The sequence below is a fragment of the Erwinia sp. PME.40.26/001 genome (assembly GCF_055556675.1).
In genome coordinates this window covers 47,316-64,902 of the sequence record NZ_JBVHNP010000008.1, presented here as the reverse complement: position 1 = coordinate 64,902, position 17,587 = coordinate 47,316, and the positions used below count along the sequence as shown (strand labels likewise).

Genomic DNA, 17,587 nt, shown 5'->3' with positions numbered 1-17,587 from the left:
AATGACAGTGTCACCGGTTTACCGTAATGAAAAATTCACCACCCAACATTTTACCGGTCGCACCGTTGAAAAAACCCGCTTTATCAATTGTGATTTCTCCGGTTGCGACCTCACCGACTCACGATTTGTTCACTGCCAGTTCTATGACCGCGAAACTGAGCAGGGCTGCAACTTCAGCGGGGCGGTTCTCAGGGAGGCCAGCTTCAGACACTGCGATTTGACCATGAATAACTTTCGTTCGGTCGATGCGCTGGGCATTGAGATCAGTGAGTGCCGGGCGCAGGGCGTCGATTTTCGCGGGGCCAGCTTTATGAATATGATCACCACAAAGAGCTGGTTTTGCAGCGCCTTCATCACCAAAACAAATCTCAGTTACGCCAACTTTTCCAAAGTTGTGCTGGAAAAATGTGAGTTGTGGGAGAACCGCTGGGTAGGAACCCATGTACTCGGGGCCTCTTTCAGCGGTTCCGATCTGTCAGGCGGTGAATTTAATTCGTTTGACTGGCGCTCGGCGGATTTTACCCACTGCGATCTGACACGTTCGGTGACGAGTGAACTCGACCTGCGCACCACCGACCTCGAAGGCGTCAAACTCGATAGCGCACAGGTGTGTTTCCTGGTAGAGCGGCTGGGCATTCAGGTGGTTGATTAATCACTGTCTGCCGGTGGAAAACCGTGCTGCTTCGCCAGCAAGACGATCAACGCAGTCAGCAACAGCAGCGACAGCACGATCGGGGGAAAGTAGCCGGCCCCGAGGCTGTGCAGAATGGCTGCACCTGCCAGCCCCCCGCCAGCGATGGCCAGATTCCATGCCGTTACCAGCATTGACTGAGCGATATCTGCCGCATCCCCGGCACTTTTTGCCAGTGCCGTCTGAAACAGAGTGGCGGCCCCGCCAAAGGCGAGCCCCCACAGGCCGGTGGCTGTATAAATGGCAGAGGGAAGAGCTGAAGTCATTAACACGGCAGACAGGGCAAACAGCGCGGTTGCCAGCAGTGACAGCCCCCGCAGCCAGCGATCCACTCTGGCACCCACGATACCGATCCCCAGTAACGATGTCAGACCAAAGGTCAGCAGGATCCCGCTGATACTGCCAGCCATATTTGCCCGCTCAAGGAAGGGAAAAATATAGGTGTACAGAATGTTGTGCGCCAGTACAAAAATCAGCGTGACCAGCAGAATAGGACGAACACCGGGAAGCTTCATAACCGGTATTAAACGCTGGCGACGCTGTGCAGGCTGACCGGAGAAGTCGGGTACGCTGAACAGGATCCAGCCCATCAGCACCAGCGTCAGTGCGCTAATCGACAGGAAACAGCTGCGCCAGCCTATTATCTGCCCCAACCAGGTGCCCAGTGGAATGCCGACCGCCAGCGCGAGCGGCGTGCCCACCATTGCCAGGGCAATCGCCCGACCCTTCATGGCGTCCTTGACCATTCTGGCTGCATACCCTGCCAGCAGGGCCCACAGTAGCCCTGCCGATACCCCAGCGACAAAACGTGCTGCCAGCGTCAGCAGATAATGCTCAGATACCGCCGTCAGGGTATTTGCGACGGCAAAACCCGCAATAGCGCTTAACAGCAGCGGGCGTCGCCGCAGAGTCTGTGTCGCCAGGGTGAGTGGAATAGCTGCCAGCAGCGATCCGACGGCATACACAGTGACCAGTTGCCCAGCCAGAGCTGGCGTCACGCGGAGGCCGTCTGCAATTGCCGCCAGCATGCCTGCGGGAAGTGCTTCGGTAAGGATGGTAATGAAGCCTGCTACCGCCAGCGCGAGCAGGGCAGAAACAGGGAGTTTGTCAGCAACGTTGCCCTGAGTAGTCGTTATAAGCGTCATGAGTGTTTTCCGTGAGTGAGGCGTGAATCGCCCGCTCACCTTAATCAATGCCGTATTAAAGAAAAACTGGGGTATAGTGCGGGTTACTCCGGAATAATTTTCTCTAATGAGGGCGTAATGGACAGCCTGAGTGGTTTTAATGTTTTCGTCCAGGTGGCCGAGACACGCAGTTTTGTCAGCGCCGGACGGCAGCTGGGGCTTTCGCCCTCCGCGGTGGGTAAAAACGTGGCGCGACTGGAGGAGAAGCTCGGTGTACGTTTGTTTCACCGCAGCACTCGTAGCATCACCCTTACCGCGGAAGGTGCGCTTTTTCTGGCTCGCTGCCGGCGTATTCTGGCCGAGGTAGAGGCCGCGCAGCTGGAGCTGTCGCAGGTGAGCGGTAAGCCTGCCGGACGTCTGCGCATCAGCCTGCCGCTGGTCAGTACGTTGATGCTGCCAGTGCTGGGTGATTTTATGCGCCAGTATCCTGATATCGAACTGGATCTGGACTTTACCGACCAGATGGTTGAGGTGATTGAAGAGGGATTTGACGCGGTGATCAGAACCGGGGAGCCCGCTGATTCACGCCTGTCTGCAAGGCGACTGGGCTACTTTGGCGCGATGCTGGTTGCCTCCCCGGCCTATCTTGCGGAGAGAGGAACACCACGGGAGCCTGCCGATCTGCTGATGCACCGCTGCCTGCACTATCGTTTCCCCCACAGCGGAAAACTGGAGAAATGGCCGTTGCGCGGCGCAGGCGATCTGGCGATCCCCGCGTCCATGGTATGCAATAATATCGAAACCCGCGTCTGTTTTGCCCAGCGTGGTCTGGGCATCGCCTGCCTGCCCGATTTTTCTGTTCGCCAGCAGGTGGCAGACGGTAGCCTGGTGCCGATACTCGGTGAGTATATTGAGTGGCGGGGGACTTTCCATATTCTGTGGCCTGCCAGCCGGCATCCCTCACCCAAGATCCGTGCACTCGTTGATTTTCTTGCTGACAATGTCTTTCATTCACCCATCCGTTAAAAAAGCGATAAGAGATAAAATAACATCAGTGGAATTATTTATTATCGGTTTAATTAATAAAGTGTCGGTAATCGTCAACGAAAGATGGGGTGAGAATGCAAGACAGACCTGCCATGAATTACACTGGTAGTACTCTTTATTTAACTGTAATGTTTTTCATCAGGCCGGGGTCATGAAGAGCCGGTAGCGTTGCCAGCATTTTTCTGTGATAGATTTTATTTTAAAGGGTTATGTTTTGCTGGTTTTTTTACTTCGTTGATAAATAATCGTTTTTAGGCCGGGGTTTTTCCCCCGGCCTTGTGGTAACTACTTTTCAGTCGGGCCGCAGCCGCCGATCCATTTTGAAATAGATACTGCAGGATGAAGCAGGTAGTCATAAGTACAGTTTTTTTGTTTATTTTCGACGTGGCCGGTACAGGCGGTCAGAAAAGAAAGGCAAGCGCCAACGATCAGTAATTTTACAACACGATTCATTTAACATCCTTTGTTTATACTGTCATGAATTACGAGCCGAGATAATAAGAAAAAAAACAAAATGAAACAATGTGAAATTATATTTTCAACTTACTTTAGCTGAATTACGACTTCTAACCGCCGGGGAAAGTGAAGGATGAGTTCTGCATTGCACAAGTGAGTGAACTCATGCGGTTTTTGGGCGTCAGTAACTACTTTTGTGCTAAGTTAGGCCGGTTTTCTGCAGCAGATTGAGGCGAAATGAACACTCCGGCAAACAGTACCACCCGTGAAATACGCAAAAATAATATTGCGTTGGTCATCCGCACGCTAAAAGCGCTGGGGGCGGCGACGAAGGGGGAGGTGGCCGCAAACACCGGGCTGAGTGCAGCCACTTGCGGAGCCGTGCTGAATGAACTCGCTACCAGTGGTGAAGTGCTGACACTGGAGCGGGAAGCCTCCCGCGGCGGCAGGCCCGCGCAGCGATACGCCTGTAATCCCGATTTTTTCTCTGTACTCAGCCTCTATGCCGCTGGCAGCGATGAGGCCGCCGAGCTGGTCTGGTCAGTGACCTCTGCGACCGGAGAGCCACTGGACAGCGGAGATATGCCCTTTATCCCCCTGACGGCGGAACGATTTTATCAGCAGATTGCCTCGCTGCTGGCGGTATTTCCGGTCGTACAGGCGATAGGCATCGGCCTGCCCGGCGTGATTGTTGACGGGGTCGTCACCTCCTGCGATATCTCGTTGTTTACCGGCATGGCGGTTACCGCAGAGATCGCCTCGCGCTCAGGGCGATTTACTGAAGTGGGCAACGATATCAACTTTACGGCATGGGGCTTTTACCGCAGTAACTGTCCCGGCGTGAAAGCACCGGTTGCCTATATTTTCAAACCTGATGTTCCCTGTACCGGGTGTGGCATGGTGATCAACGGTCAGGTGCTGACCGGGGCGAATAACTTCGCCGGCGAGGTCTCCCATCTGCCGTTTACCCCGGGTATCACGCTATCGCTGACAGAGGAACTGGCACACATTGTGGTCTCCCTGGCCGCACTGATTAACCCGGTGATGGTGGCCCTGTCCGGAACGCGTCTCAACCAGTCTCAGCTCCCCGAGATAGTGCAGATCTGTCAAAAGCATATTCCGGAAAAGCACCTTCCTGCCCTGATTTACCGCCCCTCAATTCGTCAGGATTACCTGCAGGGCATCGCTGAGCTGACGCTTGAAAACTACAACCATCACCGTTTATTTGGCGAATAATGACGAACGGTAATCCATCCGGTTGCCACCTGTCTCCTCTCGCGCTCATTGACATCTCTTTCAAACCGTACCTATACTTTTTACTTACTAATTGTCTTTTAATAAGTCTTTTTTAAAAAGGTGCGCGATGTCGGTGAATGTTCTCTCTCAGCAGATAGGAAGTCAGGCCCGACGCAGCGCTACCCGGGCAATCTTTTTTGTCACCGGCATGGCCATGGGCCTGTGGGCGGCGTTGGTACCCTATGCGCAAATGCGCACCCATGCGGAAGCCGGTCATCTCGGACTGCTGCTCCTGTGCCTGGGGGCCGGCTCGCTGATCGCCATGCTGGGATCGGGTCGCATCATCGGCATAGCGGGCTGCCGGCGGGTGATTGTTGTCTCTGTGGTGCTTTACTGTCTGATGCTGCCACTGCTGGCCACGCTGGATGATATCCGTTTACTGGCCGCCAGCCTGTTTGTGTTTGGCATGGGGATCGGGCTGGCCGATGTGGCCATAAACGTCCAGGGGACGCTGGTTGAGCAGGCCGCGGACAAGCCCTTAATGTCCGGATTCCACTGCCTGTGGAGCGTGGGCGGCATCGCCGGTGCCGGTGGCGGTGCGCTGCTGCTTGGGGCAGGGGTCACTCCCCTGGCGGCGACTTTCTGGGCGGTGGCATTGATTGTACTGGTCACGGCCTGTTCTTTTCCTGCCTTGCTGACTGCTGGCGGGGACGATCCACATCAGCCAGTTGATACTGCCAGCCGGCCTAACTTCCGTCTGGTCCTGATGGCGATCATGGCGATGATTTGCTTTATGGCTGAAGGGTCCATTCTGGACTGGAGCGGTATTTTCATGATTCAGGATCGCGGTATGGCGGTGGAACATGCCGGCTGGGGCTTCGCGGCCTTTGCGGTCGCGATGTCCCTGATGCGCGCAACGGGGGATGCGGTCGTGAATAGGCTGGGTCGACAGCGGGTGCTGGTCGCCGGCGGCATGCTGGGCATTGCAGGGTATCTGATAGTGGTGCTGGTACCGGGCTGGATCATGGCGCTGTGCGGTTTTGTTCTGGTGGGCATTGGTGCGGCCAATATTGCCCCGGTGCTGATCACCCTGGCGGGTCAGGAGAAAGTAATGCCGGTTCACCGCGCAGTGGCTCTGGTGGCCACGCTCGGCTATCTCGGCATACTGGGTGGTCCGGCACTGATTGGCTGGGTGGCGCATCTGACCAATCTTTATGTCGCTTTTGCCCTGGTCGCCGTCGCGTTTATGGTGATCGTGCTGGGTGCTTTTAAACTGAAATATTAAGCGATTTTATTTCTGGTGCATGAACGGGCAGGGATGCCTGGTGAACACAGAGATTTTTCCTGCCTTAGCTATATACTTACAGATTCCGCGAATTTGAATTGAATACCGATCTTACAGAGGTCGATTTTAATAGTAACTACCCGTATGTTGTAACTATAACTCGGACTATTTGCTTTCACGATACCGACATCGCGCAAAATATTCATTTTCTCCCTGCTGAGATCAAAGAGCATAACGGCCACACTGATTATGATCCCGCGCCCCGCCCTGAGTGCGGCATCCACATTTTCTGCGCATCATCATTTTCTGAGGACTTATGAGTAACACGACATTAGCGAATCCGGCACCATTGGGACTGATGGGTTTTGGTATGACAACGGTCCTGCTGAACCTGCACAATATAGGCTTTTTCCCGATGGACGGTATTATCCTCGCCACTGGCATGTTTTACGGCGGGATCGCACAAGTCTTTGCAGGCCTGCTGGAATATAAAAAAGGCAATACCTTCGGTATGACTGCCTTTACCTCTTACGGCTGCTTCTGGCTGACACTGGTCGCCATTATTCTGATGCCTGAACTGGGCCTGTCAGAGCCCGCCAACGCGCACTTCCTCGGGGCGTTTCTCGGCCTGTGGGGCATTTTCACTCTGTTTATGTTTTTCGCCACCCTGAACGGCAACCGCATGCTGCAATTCGTATTTCTCAGCCTGACGGTGCTGTTTGCGCTGCTGGCCATTGGCCATCTGATGGATAACGCTGCAATCATCCGGTTTGCAGGCGGGACAGGACTGGTCTGTGGTGCCAGCGCGATTTACCTGGCGATGGCCGAAGTGCTTAACGAACAGTTTGGCCGCCCCATCTTACCCCTGGGCGAAAAACAGTAATCCTCCGCCTGCCTGTGTCCCGGGCAGGCGGAAACGGTCATAACCGTTTAGACATATTGTAACCCGTTAACACAAACCCAAGGCTTTCATACAGCTTTTTCGCACGGCTGTTGTTGGCTGCTACACGCAGACCGGTTTCCGTGATGCCTTCCAGGGTCAGCTGCTGGTTAATCACGTCCAGCGCCTGTTTTCCATACCCTTTCCCGCGCCATTCGGGAAGCAGATAGATATCATAAATCCAGGCGATATTTTCGCTGACGCTGATCCAAAGGTAACCCACCGGCGGCTCGGCGCCCTCCGTTGCCGTGATACACAACAAACGCTGGGGAGGGCTGTTAACGCCCTGGGTCAGGGCCTGGTCAATCAGGGTTGTTGCGCGGCTAAGGGCATCTTCCAGGGAGCAACGCCGCGACTCTGCGAGGTCTCTGCCATACTCTGCAATCACGATCTGACGGTAAGCCGGAAACTCGTCCGCCTGCATGGGTCTTAATATCATCGATTTTTCCCTGAAATGGTCCGATAAACCCTGCGTCAGCCAGTCTGCACGAGGATACGATAAGGATGATAACGTGATTTCAGGCGAATTCAACGCAGCAACACTGAACGCGCTGGCGCTTATGCAGCGATTGACAGAAGAGAGCAGGGTGTGGGTAATGTCGGCATCCGGTCAGGGGCACAGACGTGCCCCTGACCGGGGATTAATGGCTGAGCTGCGTTGTATAATTCGCTGCCACCCAGCGATAGCCGCTACCGTCGCGTTTAACGTGTCCCAGCCCCGGGAAGGCAATGTGTGCAGCAGCTACCCAGTTCCCCTCCTGCGCCATCTGCGCCAGTACCGCCTCACGCGTCTGTACGGCTTTTTTCTGGTCAACATCGAAGTGGATTGCCACATGCGGATCGGGCATCTGAACCGATTTTGCATGAATAATGTCGCCCCACAGCACCAGCGTCTGTCCTTCACTCTCCACGCGGTACAGCACGCTACCCGGCGTATGTCCGGGTGCCGGGATGGCCCGTATACCGGCAAATACCGTCGCGGGAGCGCTGAACGTGCTCAGACGTCCGGCATCAATGACCGGGCGCAACGTACGTTCAGACTCGGCAAAGGTGTGGGCCTGGCTGGCTGCCACCTTCTTAACGTTGCCGGGCGTCAGCCAGAAGTCTGCGTCTTTCTTCTCAACGTAAACCCGGGCATTGGGGAAGGCCAGTTTGCCGCTGCGCGAGACACCGCCGGAGTGGTCGGCATGAATATGTGTCAGCAGCACCGCATTGAGGCTTTCTGCCGGATAGCCTGCCGCCGCCAGATTCTCCAGCAGATGACCGCCGTTGTGGCCAAACAGGTCGCCCGCCCCGGCATCCACCAGCACCCGCTGCTGGCCGTTATCAATCACGTATGCGTTAATTGAGGTCTCTGCCTGCGGCGTCATGGCATCACTGGCCATACGGTCGCGCAGCTTTTGCGGGCTGATATGAGTCAGTAACTTATCCAGCGGGATGGTGACCGTGCCATCAGAAACAGCGGTGATACGCAACTTGCCCAGCGTCATGCGGTAAAATCCAGGCGCCTGGGTCTCCGGCGGAACAGATTCGGGTGCGGCCAGCGCCGAAGCAGAGAAAGCAATACCGGCCATCATTACCATCGTTTTCATTTTAACCTCGTTAATTCATGTCGTTTTTGCGTGAGTGCCAGTATCCTGACCTCAATGACATCATTCAAATCGATTAAAATAATGCACACTATCAGAGAAAATGATTTTAGCCGTATCGACCTGAATCTGCTGATGGTGCTGCTGGTTTTGCATCGCGAGGGCAGCGTTTCACGCGCCGCTGAACGCCTTCACCTCGGTCAGCCAGCCGTCAGCGGGGCGCTGGCGCGCCTGCGTACGATGTTTAACGACCCGCTGTTTGTCCGCACGGCAAAAGGGATGTCGCCGACGCCGCGCGCCGAGACACTGGTAGCCTCGTTATTTCCGGTGATGGAAGAGATGCAGCAGGTACTGTTTCAGCCGCCATCCTTTTCACCTGAAACCGATACGCACCGGTTCCGTCTGGGGATGAGCGACTGGGTGGAAGGCTGGCTGATGCCCGACCTGCTGTCGACGCTGAACCGCCAGGCACCGGGAGTGACCCTGCATATCACGGCCAGCGATCCCTTCCACGATGAGGAAATGGTACAACAGGATCGCGTTGACGTAGCGATTTCGGTCGGGCAGGGCATTCCTGCCGGGACGGTGCGTGAGCCGGTTACCCGTATGGAATTCTGCACGCTGTGGCACCCGCTCCAGTTAGCACTCACTTCGCCCCTGAGCCTTGATGACTATATATCCCATAATCATCTGCTGGTTTCTTATCGCGGTGCCAGTCAGAGCCAGATAGACGAGCAACTGGCGCGGCTGAATCTGTCCCGCCGGGTGCGCTATGTGACCCCCCATTTTTCCTCACTGCCGCTGATGTTGAAGCAGATCCCGGCCCTGACCACCGTCCCGCAGGGACTGGCAGCGGGCTGGATGGAACACTTCGGCCTGCAGAGCAGCGCCGTTCCGGTCAGCGTACCGCCCTTTACCCTCTCCCTGTTGTGGAATAAGCGCCGCAGCCACGACCCGGCCCTGCTATGGCTGCTGGAAAAACTGCGGGAAAAAATGCGCACTGGCTGATTGACTCGTGCCTGACAGCAAGACGGTAAGTCTGAACGCGAGCGGTCGTCATACCCGTTACCGGTGCTGCTCCGCTATCGCGCGCTTCAGCACGCAGTAAATCCGTGCATCACTGAGATGCGCCACGTTAAAACGTACAAATCCACCGGCGGTCTGCGAGACGCTGAAGACATTCCCCGGTGCCAGAATGACCCCCTCTTCGCGGCAGCGCCGGGTCAGTAGCGTGGAATCCACGCCGTCCGGCAGGCGGCACCAGAGATAAAACCCGCCGCGCGGTACCTGCCACGGCACGATACCCAGCGTTGCCAGGCGTTCCACCGCCTCTTTTCTGGCGCGATCCAGCCGCGTTGTCACCTCCTGCAAATGCTTACGATAGCTTCCCCCCGACAGCACCCCGGCAATCAGTTCGCTGGCAAGCGGGCCTGGTCCGCCAAAATTGGTGGCGATCTGCAGGTTAACCAGTTCATCGATCCACCCGGCCCGGCAGGCAATATAACCACAGCGCACCGAGGCGGAGAGGGTTTTCGAAAAACTCCCGGTGCGGATAACGCGATCAAGCCCGTCGGGGATCGCCAGGCGCGGCGAAGGGTCCGGCTCGAAGTCGGCAAAGATATCGTCTTCAATGATCAGCGTATCGTGCAGCGCGGCGGCACTTAACACGCGATAGGCAGTCTGCGCAGAGAGGCAGGCACCCGTCGGATTATGCAGAGCGGAGTTAGTGATATAAAGACGCGGGCGCTCCGCAGCAAGAACCTGTTCAAAAACCGCGATATCGGGGCCAGTTGGCGTATAGGGTACGCCAGTGATCTTCACCTGGTGGGCACGCAGCAGCGCCTTAAAGTTGAAGTAGCAGGGGTCATCCACCACCACGCTGTCGCCCGGGCGCAGCAGATAGCGACAGAGTAAATCCAGAGCCTGGCTCCCCGACCCGGTCAGCATCAGCTGGTCCATCGAAGCAGACAGCCCTTCCCGGGCAAAACGCGCCAGCAAAAGACGCCGCAGTTTGGGCGACCCGTGGGAACTGCCGTAGTCGGTCAGCAGGGGGCTGTCGAGCCGGGAAAGCTGCCGCAGCCCTTTACGCAGTGCCTCATGAGGCATCCAGTCGTCGGGCAACCAGCCGCAGCCCGGCGTCAGTTCACCCACTGCTGCATCCAGCGACTGGCGGGAGACCCAGAAAGGATCGACATCCCGTGGCTGCCCGATGCGCGTATCAATCAGACTGCGCCCAACAAGCGGAGTGCCAGACACGTAAAAACCGGAACCGCGCCGTGCCCGGATCACCCCTTCTGCTGCCAGCCTCTCATAGGCTTCGACGACCGTAGAAGGTGACACGCTCCTGGCGGCAGCGAAGCGGCGCACCGACATCAGCCGGTCACCGGCTGCCAGCGTACCGGTCAGAATACTGCGGCGGATTTCGTCAATCAGTGTTTCGGTAAGCGTCATCGGTATCCCAGCCTGTCAGTGATCAACTGTATGGGAAAGACTCCCCATACAGAACAACTTAATTGTAGGGGTAGTGTATCTTCGAATCCGCCGTTCTGACCTCTACTATCCGTGGGATATGCCTGTTTTTATACTTACGCAGAGGACTTATGCAGCGAACAACATCAGGGTGGTGGAGTGGACTTTTTGGCGTGATGATTTTTAGCGGCTCCCTGCCGGCTACACGGGTGGCCATTGGCGGATTTTCACCGCTGTTTCTGACCTCTGCCCGCGCGGTGATTGCCGCACTGGTCGCCGGGGGACTGCTGCTGGCGCTGAGGCAGCGACGCCCCGGGCGCAGCGACAGGGTATCGCTACTGATGGTGGCTGCGGGAGTCGTCGTCGGCTTTCCCTTACTGACAGCCCTGGCCCTGCGCGAGATGACCGCCGCCTGTTCTCTGGTTTTTATCGGCCTGCTGCCGCTTTCCACCGCTATTTTCGCGGTGCTGCGCGGGGGAGAACGGCCAGCGCGGGCCTTCTGGCTGTTCTCCCTGCTGGGTGCCGGGATCGTGACAGGTTTTGCTCTCTCAGCAGGCGGAGGGGGATCGCTGACCGGAAACCTGATGATGGTGGCGGCCATTCTGCTGTGCGGACTGGGCTATGCGGAAGGGGCAGAACTGTCGCGCCGGCTGGGCGGCTGGCAGGTGATCAGCTGGTCGCTGCTGCTGTCGCTACCGGTAATGGTGGTGACGGGCCTGATGACTCTGCCGCACAGCTGGCAGGGGATCGGCGCGCCCGCCTGGTTCAGCCTTGGCTATGTCTCACTGTTCAGTATGCTGATTGGTTTTATTTTCTGGTATCGCGGGCTGGCGCTGGGTGGCATCGCCGGGGTCGGACAGCTCCAGCTGCTACAACCGTTTTTTGGTCTGTTGCTCTGCGCGCTGTTCCTCCACGAGCCGGTTGCCCTGAGTATGGTGGTCAGTGCGGCGGCGATTATTCTCTGTGTTGCCGGCGCGAAGCATTTCGCCTGAGCGCCATTCCACAATAATAAGGAGAACGACGCGGTTTTCTGAGCAAAAAAAACCAGACCGGAGTCTGGTTTTTTAAGGGTTTATGCTTCAGGGAAGGGCATCGAATTACCCGGTGCTTCCCGGTGAATATGCAGGAAGGTCAGGTGACGCTCATACTGGTCGAGAATGTCATTGATGATCTGCTCTTTGGTGTAGTCCATCAAATCGTTCCCCTGCGTACCCTCCAGCAGGAAGGTTTCCAGACGGAAGTAATCCGATTTGCCGCTGCGCGCCCGGTAGGTAAAGGCGGGTACCGAGTAACGCTGCGGCCAGATCTGATAGAGGAAGCTCTGCTCATCCGCCATATCAACCAGCAGTTCCAGATGGTTCAGACGCTCATCCTCCACCGCAGGCAGCTCATTCACCTGCACTTTGGCACCACGACGTTCCAGCTCACGCCCGACTTCTTCCATTGCCGGACGACAGACGTTATCCAGCATTTTTCGGGTGTGGGTCGTTCCCGGATAGTTCATCACGCGTGAAATGCGCTGTTTCCAGTTCAGGCGATCGTCACGCGATACCGCTACCGGTGGCGTGTTCACCGTGGCACTGGCCCGGCGGTGATCTTCAACCCGCAGTGATTTATACAGACCGGCCATCACAAAGAAAATCACAAAGCTGAACGGCAGCCCCATGATCACCGTGGTCTTCTGCAGCGCCGTCACGCCGTTAACCATCAGCATTCCCAGCGTCAGGACGCCAATGGTGACCGACCAGAAGATACGCAGCCAGTTTGGCGCATCATTGTTGATGTCCGCCAGACGCGAGGTAAAGTTGCCCAGCACCAGTGAACCGGAGTCCGCGGAGGTAACATAGAACAGCAGGCCGGTGATGGTGGCCACCGAGGCGCTGAAAGTAAAGCCAGGATACTGCGCCAGCAGACTGTAGAAGCCGCGCTCCGGGTGCGCCATGGTCTCTTCAGCGAAGGCCATATTGCCGTGAATAATCTCGTATAGGGCGCTGTTACCAAAGATCGACAGCCACAGCAGGGTAAAGATAAATGGAATGGTCAGCGTCCCTACCACAAACTGGCGGATAGTACGGCCGCGGGAAATACGCGCCAGGAACAGGCCAACAAACGGTGACCAGGCGACCCACCAGGCCCAGAAGAACAGCGTCCAGTTGTTCATCCATTCCGTTGGACGATCGAAGGCGAAACTGTTCAGCGTCATGCCCATAAAGCGGTTGATGTAATCCCCGACGTTGAGCACCAGCGCATTCAGCAGGAAGCTGGTATCACCGACGAACAGCACAAACAGGATCAGACCAAAGGCCAGCAGCACGTTGAGCTCTGACAGGAAGCGAATGCCCTTATTCACGCCAGAGGTGACCGAGATAGTGGCCATGATGACCGACAGCACGATCAGCCCGGCCTGCGCCGTCAGTCCTTCCGGCACATCAAACAGCACCTTCAGGCCATAGTTCAGCTGCACAACGCCGATGCCCAATGTGGTGGCAATACCAAAAATCGTCCCGAGCACGGCGGCGATGTCCACGGTATGACCGATTGGCCCGTTAATACGTTTACCGAAAATAGGGTACAGGGCCGAACGAATGGTCAGAGGCAGGCCGTAGCGATAGCTGAAGTAACCCAGGGCGATGCCCATCAGGGCATACATGGACCAGCCGGTCAGACCGTAGTGGAACAGCGTCCAGACCATCGCCTGACGCGCGGCTTCCATCGTCTGTCCCTGGCCCTCTGGCGGCATCATATACTGCGTGACCGGCTCGGCGACGGAGAAGAACATCAGATCGATACCGATACCGGCGGCAAACAGCATGGCTGCCCAGCTCATCAGGCTGAACTCGGGCTTGGACTGCTCAGGACCGAGCTTAATGGAACCAAAGCGGGAACAGGCCATAAAGATAACGAACACGATGTACAGCGTGGCGGCCAGCAGGTAATACCAGCCGAAGGTGTTGGATACCCAGTCGAGGGTACGATTAATCCAGCGATCGGAAAAATCAGTGAACAGAATAGTCGTCATGGAGAACAGCAGGATCAATACTGCTGAGGTGTAGAAAACCACGGGGTTGATACGATCTTTTTGAGGCTTTCCTGGTATTTCAGTCGTCGGCATAATGTCTCCGCAAAAAATGATCAGGGAAAGAACCTGAAGTCCGCTCTGCGAAGCGCGCATTAGCGCATACTGGGTAAAATCCGCCGTATATCCGCTAATTACACTGGGAGAACCATCAGGATGAATATTAGTGTAATTTATTGATTAATCGTTATAACTCTTGACTCAAATCGCCTCCGGAAAGTAAATTTTGTGTAAACAGAAGCACGAATGATAGTTTTTATTGATTGAGCATTCAATTAAAAAAATTTCAGCGTCTCAAATTGCCGTCTTTTTCCCCATTAAAACCGCATATCGCTTGACGATTCCCACCCGGTAAAATAAAACTATTTCCTGTCAGGGGAGTCTCGCCAGAGAGACTGAGAGGCTAATGAGCGATTTATCGCGGCGTAGCGACCCTTAGAACCTGACCCAGTTGATACTGGCGTAGGAAGACGCGTACCCTGATGACGGGCCAGCCGGCCACCCAGCGTACCCGCGCGAAGGCCTGTGTTTATTCCGCCTCAGCCTTTTTCCTTATCCTTATCACGGGTCTCATCTAGTTTTGAGAGGCTAACGTGACGCTATTGGTAACCCCCCTTCTCCCTGTCAGGATCCTTACCTCATGAGCCGCTGGTCTGTGATCGGTGACGGCGTTGCCGGGCTGTGCATCGCCACGATGCTGGCAGAGCACGGCCAGGCCGTGGAGGTGATCACTTCACCGCGGCATGATGCGGCATCCCACTGGGCAGGCGGAATGCTGGCCCCCTGGTGCGAAGGCGAAAGCGCCCCGGCGGAGGTTGTTGAGCTGGGCCAGCGGTCTGCCCCGTGGTGGTCTGCACGTGTCAAAGGCGTGGAGCATCAGGGCACCCTGGTAGTCGCCCCCCCGCGCGACGCGCCTGAACTCACCCGTTTTTCGCGCATGACGCACGCCCATCAGTGGGTGGAACCGGTCACGCTGGAACCCGCCCTGGAAGGGCGCTTTGCCCGCGGGCTGTTCTTTGCCGGCGAGGCCCATCTCGACCCGCGCAGCGCGCTGCAGCAGCTGCGGGCCAGCCTGCTTCAACACGGCGTTGACTTCCATCAGGACAAGCCCGGCGGCACGGTTATTGACTGCCGGGGGATCCACGCTGCCCACGAACAGCCGGGACTGCGCGCCGTTCGCGGCGAAATGCTGATCCTGCACAGCGATGAGGTGCAATTCTCCCGGCCCATCCGCTTACTCCATCCCCGCTTTCCCTGTTACCTCGTACCGCGCACGGGGGGGCGCTTTATGCTGGGGGCGACCATGGTGGAAAGCCACGATGACAGCCCGATCAGCGCCCGCGCCATGATGGAGCTGCTAAGTGCCGCTTACGCCATCCACCCGGCACTGGCCGAAGCCAGAGTGCTGGAAAGCGGCACCGGGCTGCGTCCGGCCTACGCTGATAATGTCCCTGCCATTCATCGCCATAACGGCGTCTGGTCCGTTAACGGCATGTACCGGCACGGCTTTCTTCTCGCGCCAGTGATGGCGGAAAACCTGATGCAGCAACTGATACAGGAAAACCTGATATGAAAATTCAGCTTAACGGCCAGCCGGTCGATACTGCCGCCCGCACCCTGGCGGAATTGCTGCGCGAACAGCAGATTGACGCAGGCTGTGTCGCCAGCGCGTTAAATGGACAGTTCGTGCCCCGCGCCCGCTATGAAACGCAGCCGATCACATCAGGCTGTGAACTCGAAGTCCTGTCACCCATGCAGGGGGGATAAACGATGTTTTATGATTTTGTACCCCAGTCACGTTTTCTGCTCGGTACCGCCGGGTACCCCTCTCCGGCGATCCTGCAGCAGGCGCTTGCGGCCTCCGGCAGTGAAATTATCACCGTCAGTCTGCGCCGTGAAGGCAGCCACGGTACAGCCTTTCGCGAGCTGCTGACCGGGCTGAATAAGCGGGTTCTGCCGAACACGGCGGGCTGTCACAGCGTGAAGGAGGCCGTCACCACTGCCCATATGGCGCGTGAGCTGTTTGATACGCGGTGGATCAAGCTGGAGGTGATCGGTCATGCCGATACGCTGCAACCCGACCCGTTCGCCCTGGTGGAGGCAGCGCGTATCCTCTGCGCCGACGGATTTCAGGTGTTTCCCTACACCACAGAAGACCTGATTCTGGGTGAAAAACTGATCGAAGCAGGCTGTGAACTGCTGATGCCGTGGGGCGCGCCAATCGGGTCGGGGCAGGGGCTGCGTAACAGAGAAGGGCTGCGCTCAATGCGCGCCTGGTTTAACGATATTCCGTTGATTATCGACGCCGGGATTGGTGCACCCAGCCAGGCAGCTGAAGCTATGGAGATGGGGTTCGACGGTATTTTGCTGAATACCGCCGTTGCCAAAGCGCAGGATCCGGTTCGGATGGCAGGGGCCTTTGCTGCTGCCATACAGGCCGGATGGGATGCCCGGCAGGCCGGTCTGGTCGAACGTCGCGATATGGCCAGCGCCTCGACGCCGATTTTTGGTATGGCGCAGTTTCACTCACGGGAGCTGTAGCCGATGAGCCGCTATCAACGACAGTCAATGTTGCCGGAAATTGGCGACGAAGGGCAGCAGGCCCTGCACCATGCGCGGGTGCTGGTGGTGGGCGCGGGCGGACTGAGTGCCACGCTGCTTCCGCTGCTGGCCGGGGCCGGTGTCGGTTACCTGCGGATTTATGATGGCGATCGGGTGGAGGAACACAACCTTCACCGCCAGACGCTCTTCGGGATGGGGGATATTGGCAATCTGAAAACAGCGTGCGCACAGCAGGCCCTATACAGGCGTAACCCCGAGTGTGTCGTGGATGTACGGCCACTGGCTCTGAGTGCAAGCCGGGTCGCCGAGGCGCTGGAAGGCATCGATCTGGCTATTGATGCCGCCGATAATTTCGCCGTCACTTATCTGCTCTCCGACGCCTGCCTGCCGCGTCGCATTCCGCTGGTCAGCGCATCTGTGCTGGGGCGGCAGGGCTATGTAGGGGGCTTCTGCGGCGGAGCACCCGGCTACCGTGCACTTTTCCCGCAGTTGCCAGGCAGCGCAGCGAACTGCAATACCGCCGGGGTGATGGGGCCGGCAGTGGCGACGCTGGGCGCACTTCAGGCTCAGATGGCACTCAGTATTCTGCTCGGATTTTCACCCTCACCGCTTGGCTGCCTGATTAACTGTGATTTCAGTACGTGGCATTTCCGGCAGTTTCGCTTTGACGGCGCAGATGAGCCGGACAGACCCGGCGTCCCCTTTATTGACAGGCCGTTGCTGACCAGCAGCGATTGTATTGTTGAACTGCGCAGCGAAGAGGAAGCCCCTCGCAGTATCAGCGATCGCGCTGTCCGCGTTCTGCCAGAGCAGATCGACCACTGGCAACCGCCAGCTGGCCGCCGGATTGTGCTGGTCTGCGCCAGCGGGCTCCGTGCAGCCAGCGCCGCCGCGCGCCTGGAACAGCGTGGCTTCAGGCACCTGGCGATCCTCGCGGCAAACCGTTAATAAAATGAGAGAAGGGATGTCTGAAATGAGCCGATAAACGCCCTTTTTCTATCGCTGGTGACCGCAGGAGATCCAATGCTGGGTGAAAATCTGCTCGCCAGCCGTGACATCATGCTGGAGGCGAGTAAACACAGCCTGATTTTTATAGCGCGGCAGGGCTGATA

The 17,587-nt window shown here is 57.1% G+C and carries 17 protein-coding genes and 1 riboswitch; of the genes, 11 read left to right on the top strand and 6 right to left on the bottom strand.

The window, feature by feature from the left end:
- The first annotated feature begins 1 nt into the window (after position 1).
- Positions 2-652 carry a Qnr family pentapeptide repeat protein gene (locus ACZ3HG_RS18840; RefSeq protein ID WP_191935461.1) on the top strand — a complete coding sequence of 217 codons (651 nt, stop codon included), beginning with the start codon at positions 2-4 and terminating at the stop codon, positions 650-652.
- Here ACZ3HG_RS18840 and ACZ3HG_RS18835 read toward each other — a convergent pair.
- Positions 649-1,836: an MFS transporter gene (locus ACZ3HG_RS18835; RefSeq protein WP_465333826.1), complete on the bottom strand. Its 1,188-nt coding sequence runs from the start codon at positions 1,834-1,836 to the stop codon at positions 649-651. The two genes, ACZ3HG_RS18840 and ACZ3HG_RS18835, sit on opposite strands and share 4 nt — an antisense overlap.
- 117 nt (positions 1,837-1,953) lie before the next feature.
- Between ACZ3HG_RS18835 and ACZ3HG_RS18830 the strand changes: the two genes are divergently transcribed.
- Positions 1,954-2,841 carry a LysR family transcriptional regulator gene (locus tag ACZ3HG_RS18830; protein WP_191937205.1) on the top strand — a complete coding sequence of 296 codons (888 nt, stop codon included), beginning with the start codon at positions 1,954-1,956 and terminating at the stop codon, positions 2,839-2,841.
- Positions 2,842-3,147: 306 nt separating this feature from the next.
- On the opposite strand, the gene ACZ3HG_RS18825 is transcribed toward ACZ3HG_RS18830, so the two are convergent.
- A complete protein-coding gene (locus ACZ3HG_RS18825) occupies positions 3,148-3,315 on the bottom strand; it encodes a YhfL family protein (protein WP_191935464.1) in 168 nt (55 codons plus the stop codon).
- A 240-nt stretch (positions 3,316-3,555) separates the two neighbouring features.
- Between ACZ3HG_RS18825 and ACZ3HG_RS18820 the strand changes: the two genes are divergently transcribed.
- From ACZ3HG_RS18820 to satP, 3 genes are all read left to right on the top strand, one after another.
- Positions 3,556-4,554, top strand: a complete 999-nt coding sequence (locus tag ACZ3HG_RS18820; RefSeq protein ID WP_465333823.1) for an ROK family protein — start codon at positions 3,556-3,558, stop codon at positions 4,552-4,554.
- A gap of 127 nt (positions 4,555-4,681) precedes the next feature.
- Positions 4,682-5,839 (top strand): MFS transporter, encoded by a 1,158-nt coding sequence (locus ACZ3HG_RS18815; protein WP_465333821.1) that lies wholly within the window; start codon positions 4,682-4,684, stop codon positions 5,837-5,839.
- Between the two features lie 316 nt (positions 5,840-6,155).
- Positions 6,156-6,722 carry an acetate uptake transporter gene (satP, locus tag ACZ3HG_RS18810; RefSeq protein WP_191937202.1) on the top strand — a complete coding sequence of 189 codons (567 nt, stop codon included), beginning with the start codon at positions 6,156-6,158 and terminating at the stop codon, positions 6,720-6,722.
- A gap of 37 nt (positions 6,723-6,759) precedes the next feature.
- Here the strand turns inward: satP and ACZ3HG_RS18805 are convergent, their stop codons facing one another.
- Together ACZ3HG_RS18805 and ACZ3HG_RS18800 are read right to left on the bottom strand one after the other, a co-directional pair.
- Positions 6,760-7,218, bottom strand: coding sequence for a GNAT family N-acetyltransferase (locus ACZ3HG_RS18805; protein WP_465333819.1), 459 nt, complete (start codon positions 7,216-7,218; stop codon positions 6,760-6,762).
- Between the two features lie 202 nt (positions 7,219-7,420).
- The gene (locus ACZ3HG_RS18800; protein ID WP_423244851.1) at positions 7,421-8,353 is read right to left on the bottom strand and encodes an MBL fold metallo-hydrolase; all 933 of its coding nucleotides are present in this window, start codon (positions 8,351-8,353) and stop codon (positions 7,421-7,423) included.
- 99 nt (positions 8,354-8,452) lie between these two features.
- Here ACZ3HG_RS18800 and ACZ3HG_RS18795 point away from each other — a divergent pair, with 99 nt between their 5' ends.
- Positions 8,453-9,376, top strand: coding sequence for a LysR family transcriptional regulator (locus ACZ3HG_RS18795; RefSeq protein ID WP_465333817.1), 924 nt, complete (start codon positions 8,453-8,455; stop codon positions 9,374-9,376).
- A gap of 57 nt (positions 9,377-9,433) precedes the next feature.
- On the opposite strand, the gene ACZ3HG_RS18790 is transcribed toward ACZ3HG_RS18795, so the two are convergent.
- Positions 9,434-10,819 carry an aminotransferase-like domain-containing protein gene (locus tag ACZ3HG_RS18790; RefSeq protein ID WP_465333815.1) on the bottom strand — a complete coding sequence of 462 codons (1,386 nt, stop codon included), beginning with the start codon at positions 10,817-10,819 and terminating at the stop codon, positions 9,434-9,436.
- Between the two features lie 149 nt (positions 10,820-10,968).
- On the opposite strand from ACZ3HG_RS18790, the gene ACZ3HG_RS18785 reads away from it, so the two are divergent.
- The gene (locus tag ACZ3HG_RS18785; RefSeq protein ID WP_191937198.1) at positions 10,969-11,829 is read left to right on the top strand and encodes a DMT family transporter; all 861 of its coding nucleotides are present in this window, start codon (positions 10,969-10,971) and stop codon (positions 11,827-11,829) included.
- An 80-nt stretch (positions 11,830-11,909) separates the two neighbouring features.
- Here the strand turns inward: ACZ3HG_RS18785 and ACZ3HG_RS18780 are convergent, their stop codons facing one another.
- Positions 11,910-13,949: a choline transporter gene (locus ACZ3HG_RS18780; RefSeq protein WP_191935474.1), complete on the bottom strand. Its 2,040-nt coding sequence runs from the start codon at positions 13,947-13,949 to the stop codon at positions 11,910-11,912.
- Between the two features lie 328 nt (positions 13,950-14,277).
- Positions 14,278-14,399, top strand: a riboswitch (TPP riboswitch).
- A gap of 154 nt (positions 14,400-14,553) precedes the next feature.
- Here ACZ3HG_RS18780 and ACZ3HG_RS18775 point away from each other — a divergent pair.
- From ACZ3HG_RS18775 to ACZ3HG_RS18760, 4 genes are read left to right on the top strand one after another with little or no spacing between them, the layout of a single operon-like run.
- Positions 14,554-15,486, top strand: coding sequence for an FAD-dependent oxidoreductase (locus ACZ3HG_RS18775; protein WP_465333813.1), 933 nt, complete (start codon positions 14,554-14,556; stop codon positions 15,484-15,486).
- Positions 15,483-15,680 (top strand): sulfur carrier protein ThiS, encoded by a 198-nt coding sequence (thiS, locus tag ACZ3HG_RS18770; RefSeq protein WP_465333811.1) that lies wholly within the window; start codon positions 15,483-15,485, stop codon positions 15,678-15,680. Before ACZ3HG_RS18775 ends, thiS begins: the two co-directional genes overlap by 4 nt.
- 3 nt (positions 15,681-15,683) lie before the next feature.
- Positions 15,684-16,454 (top strand): thiazole synthase, encoded by a 771-nt coding sequence (locus tag ACZ3HG_RS18765; protein ID WP_191935476.1) that lies wholly within the window; start codon positions 15,684-15,686, stop codon positions 16,452-16,454.
- 3 nt (positions 16,455-16,457) lie between these two features.
- The gene (locus ACZ3HG_RS18760) at positions 16,458-17,423 is read left to right on the top strand and encodes a HesA/MoeB/ThiF family protein (protein WP_465333809.1); all 966 of its coding nucleotides are present in this window, start codon (positions 16,458-16,460) and stop codon (positions 17,421-17,423) included.
- The last annotated feature ends 164 nt before the right edge of the window (positions 17,424-17,587 follow it).

Excerpts from the sequence above, each read along its gene's own strand:
- ACZ3HG_RS18835 (WP_465333826.1), bottom strand. The coding sequence starts at position 1,836 with ATGACGCTTATAACGACTACTCAGGGCAACGTTGCTGACAAACTCCCT.
- ACZ3HG_RS18825 (WP_191935464.1), bottom strand. The coding sequence starts at position 3,315 with ATGAATCGTGTTGTAAAATTACTGATCGTTGGCGCTTGCCTTTCTTTT.
- ACZ3HG_RS18815 (WP_465333821.1), top strand. The coding sequence starts at position 4,682 with ATGTCGGTGAATGTTCTCTCTCAGCAGATAGGAAGTCAGGCCCGACGC.
- thiS (WP_465333811.1), top strand. The coding sequence starts at position 15,483 with ATGAAAATTCAGCTTAACGGCCAGCCGGTCGATACTGCCGCCCGCACC.
- ACZ3HG_RS18820 (WP_465333823.1), top strand. The coding sequence starts at position 3,556 with ATGAACACTCCGGCAAACAGTACCACCCGTGAAATACGCAAAAATAAT.
- ACZ3HG_RS18830 (WP_191937205.1), top strand. The coding sequence starts at position 1,954 with ATGGACAGCCTGAGTGGTTTTAATGTTTTCGTCCAGGTGGCCGAGACA.
- ACZ3HG_RS18790 (WP_465333815.1), bottom strand. The coding sequence starts at position 10,819 with ATGACGCTTACCGAAACACTGATTGACGAAATCCGCCGCAGTATTCTG.
- satP (WP_191937202.1), top strand. The coding sequence starts at position 6,156 with ATGAGTAACACGACATTAGCGAATCCGGCACCATTGGGACTGATGGGT.
- ACZ3HG_RS18795 (WP_465333817.1), top strand. The coding sequence starts at position 8,453 with ATGCACACTATCAGAGAAAATGATTTTAGCCGTATCGACCTGAATCTG.
- ACZ3HG_RS18760 (WP_465333809.1), top strand. The coding sequence starts at position 16,458 with ATGAGCCGCTATCAACGACAGTCAATGTTGCCGGAAATTGGCGACGAA.
- ACZ3HG_RS18800 (WP_423244851.1), bottom strand. The coding sequence starts at position 8,353 with ATGGCCGGTATTGCTTTCTCTGCTTCGGCGCTGGCCGCACCCGAATCT.
- ACZ3HG_RS18840 (WP_191935461.1), top strand. The coding sequence starts at position 2 with ATGACAGTGTCACCGGTTTACCGTAATGAAAAATTCACCACCCAACAT.
- ACZ3HG_RS18785 (WP_191937198.1), top strand. The coding sequence starts at position 10,969 with ATGCAGCGAACAACATCAGGGTGGTGGAGTGGACTTTTTGGCGTGATG.
- ACZ3HG_RS18805 (WP_465333819.1), bottom strand. The coding sequence starts at position 7,218 with ATGATATTAAGACCCATGCAGGCGGACGAGTTTCCGGCTTACCGTCAG.
- ACZ3HG_RS18765 (WP_191935476.1), top strand. The coding sequence starts at position 15,684 with ATGTTTTATGATTTTGTACCCCAGTCACGTTTTCTGCTCGGTACCGCC.
- ACZ3HG_RS18780 (WP_191935474.1), bottom strand. The coding sequence starts at position 13,949 with ATGCCGACGACTGAAATACCAGGAAAGCCTCAAAAAGATCGTATCAAC.
- ACZ3HG_RS18775 (WP_465333813.1), top strand. The coding sequence starts at position 14,554 with ATGAGCCGCTGGTCTGTGATCGGTGACGGCGTTGCCGGGCTGTGCATC.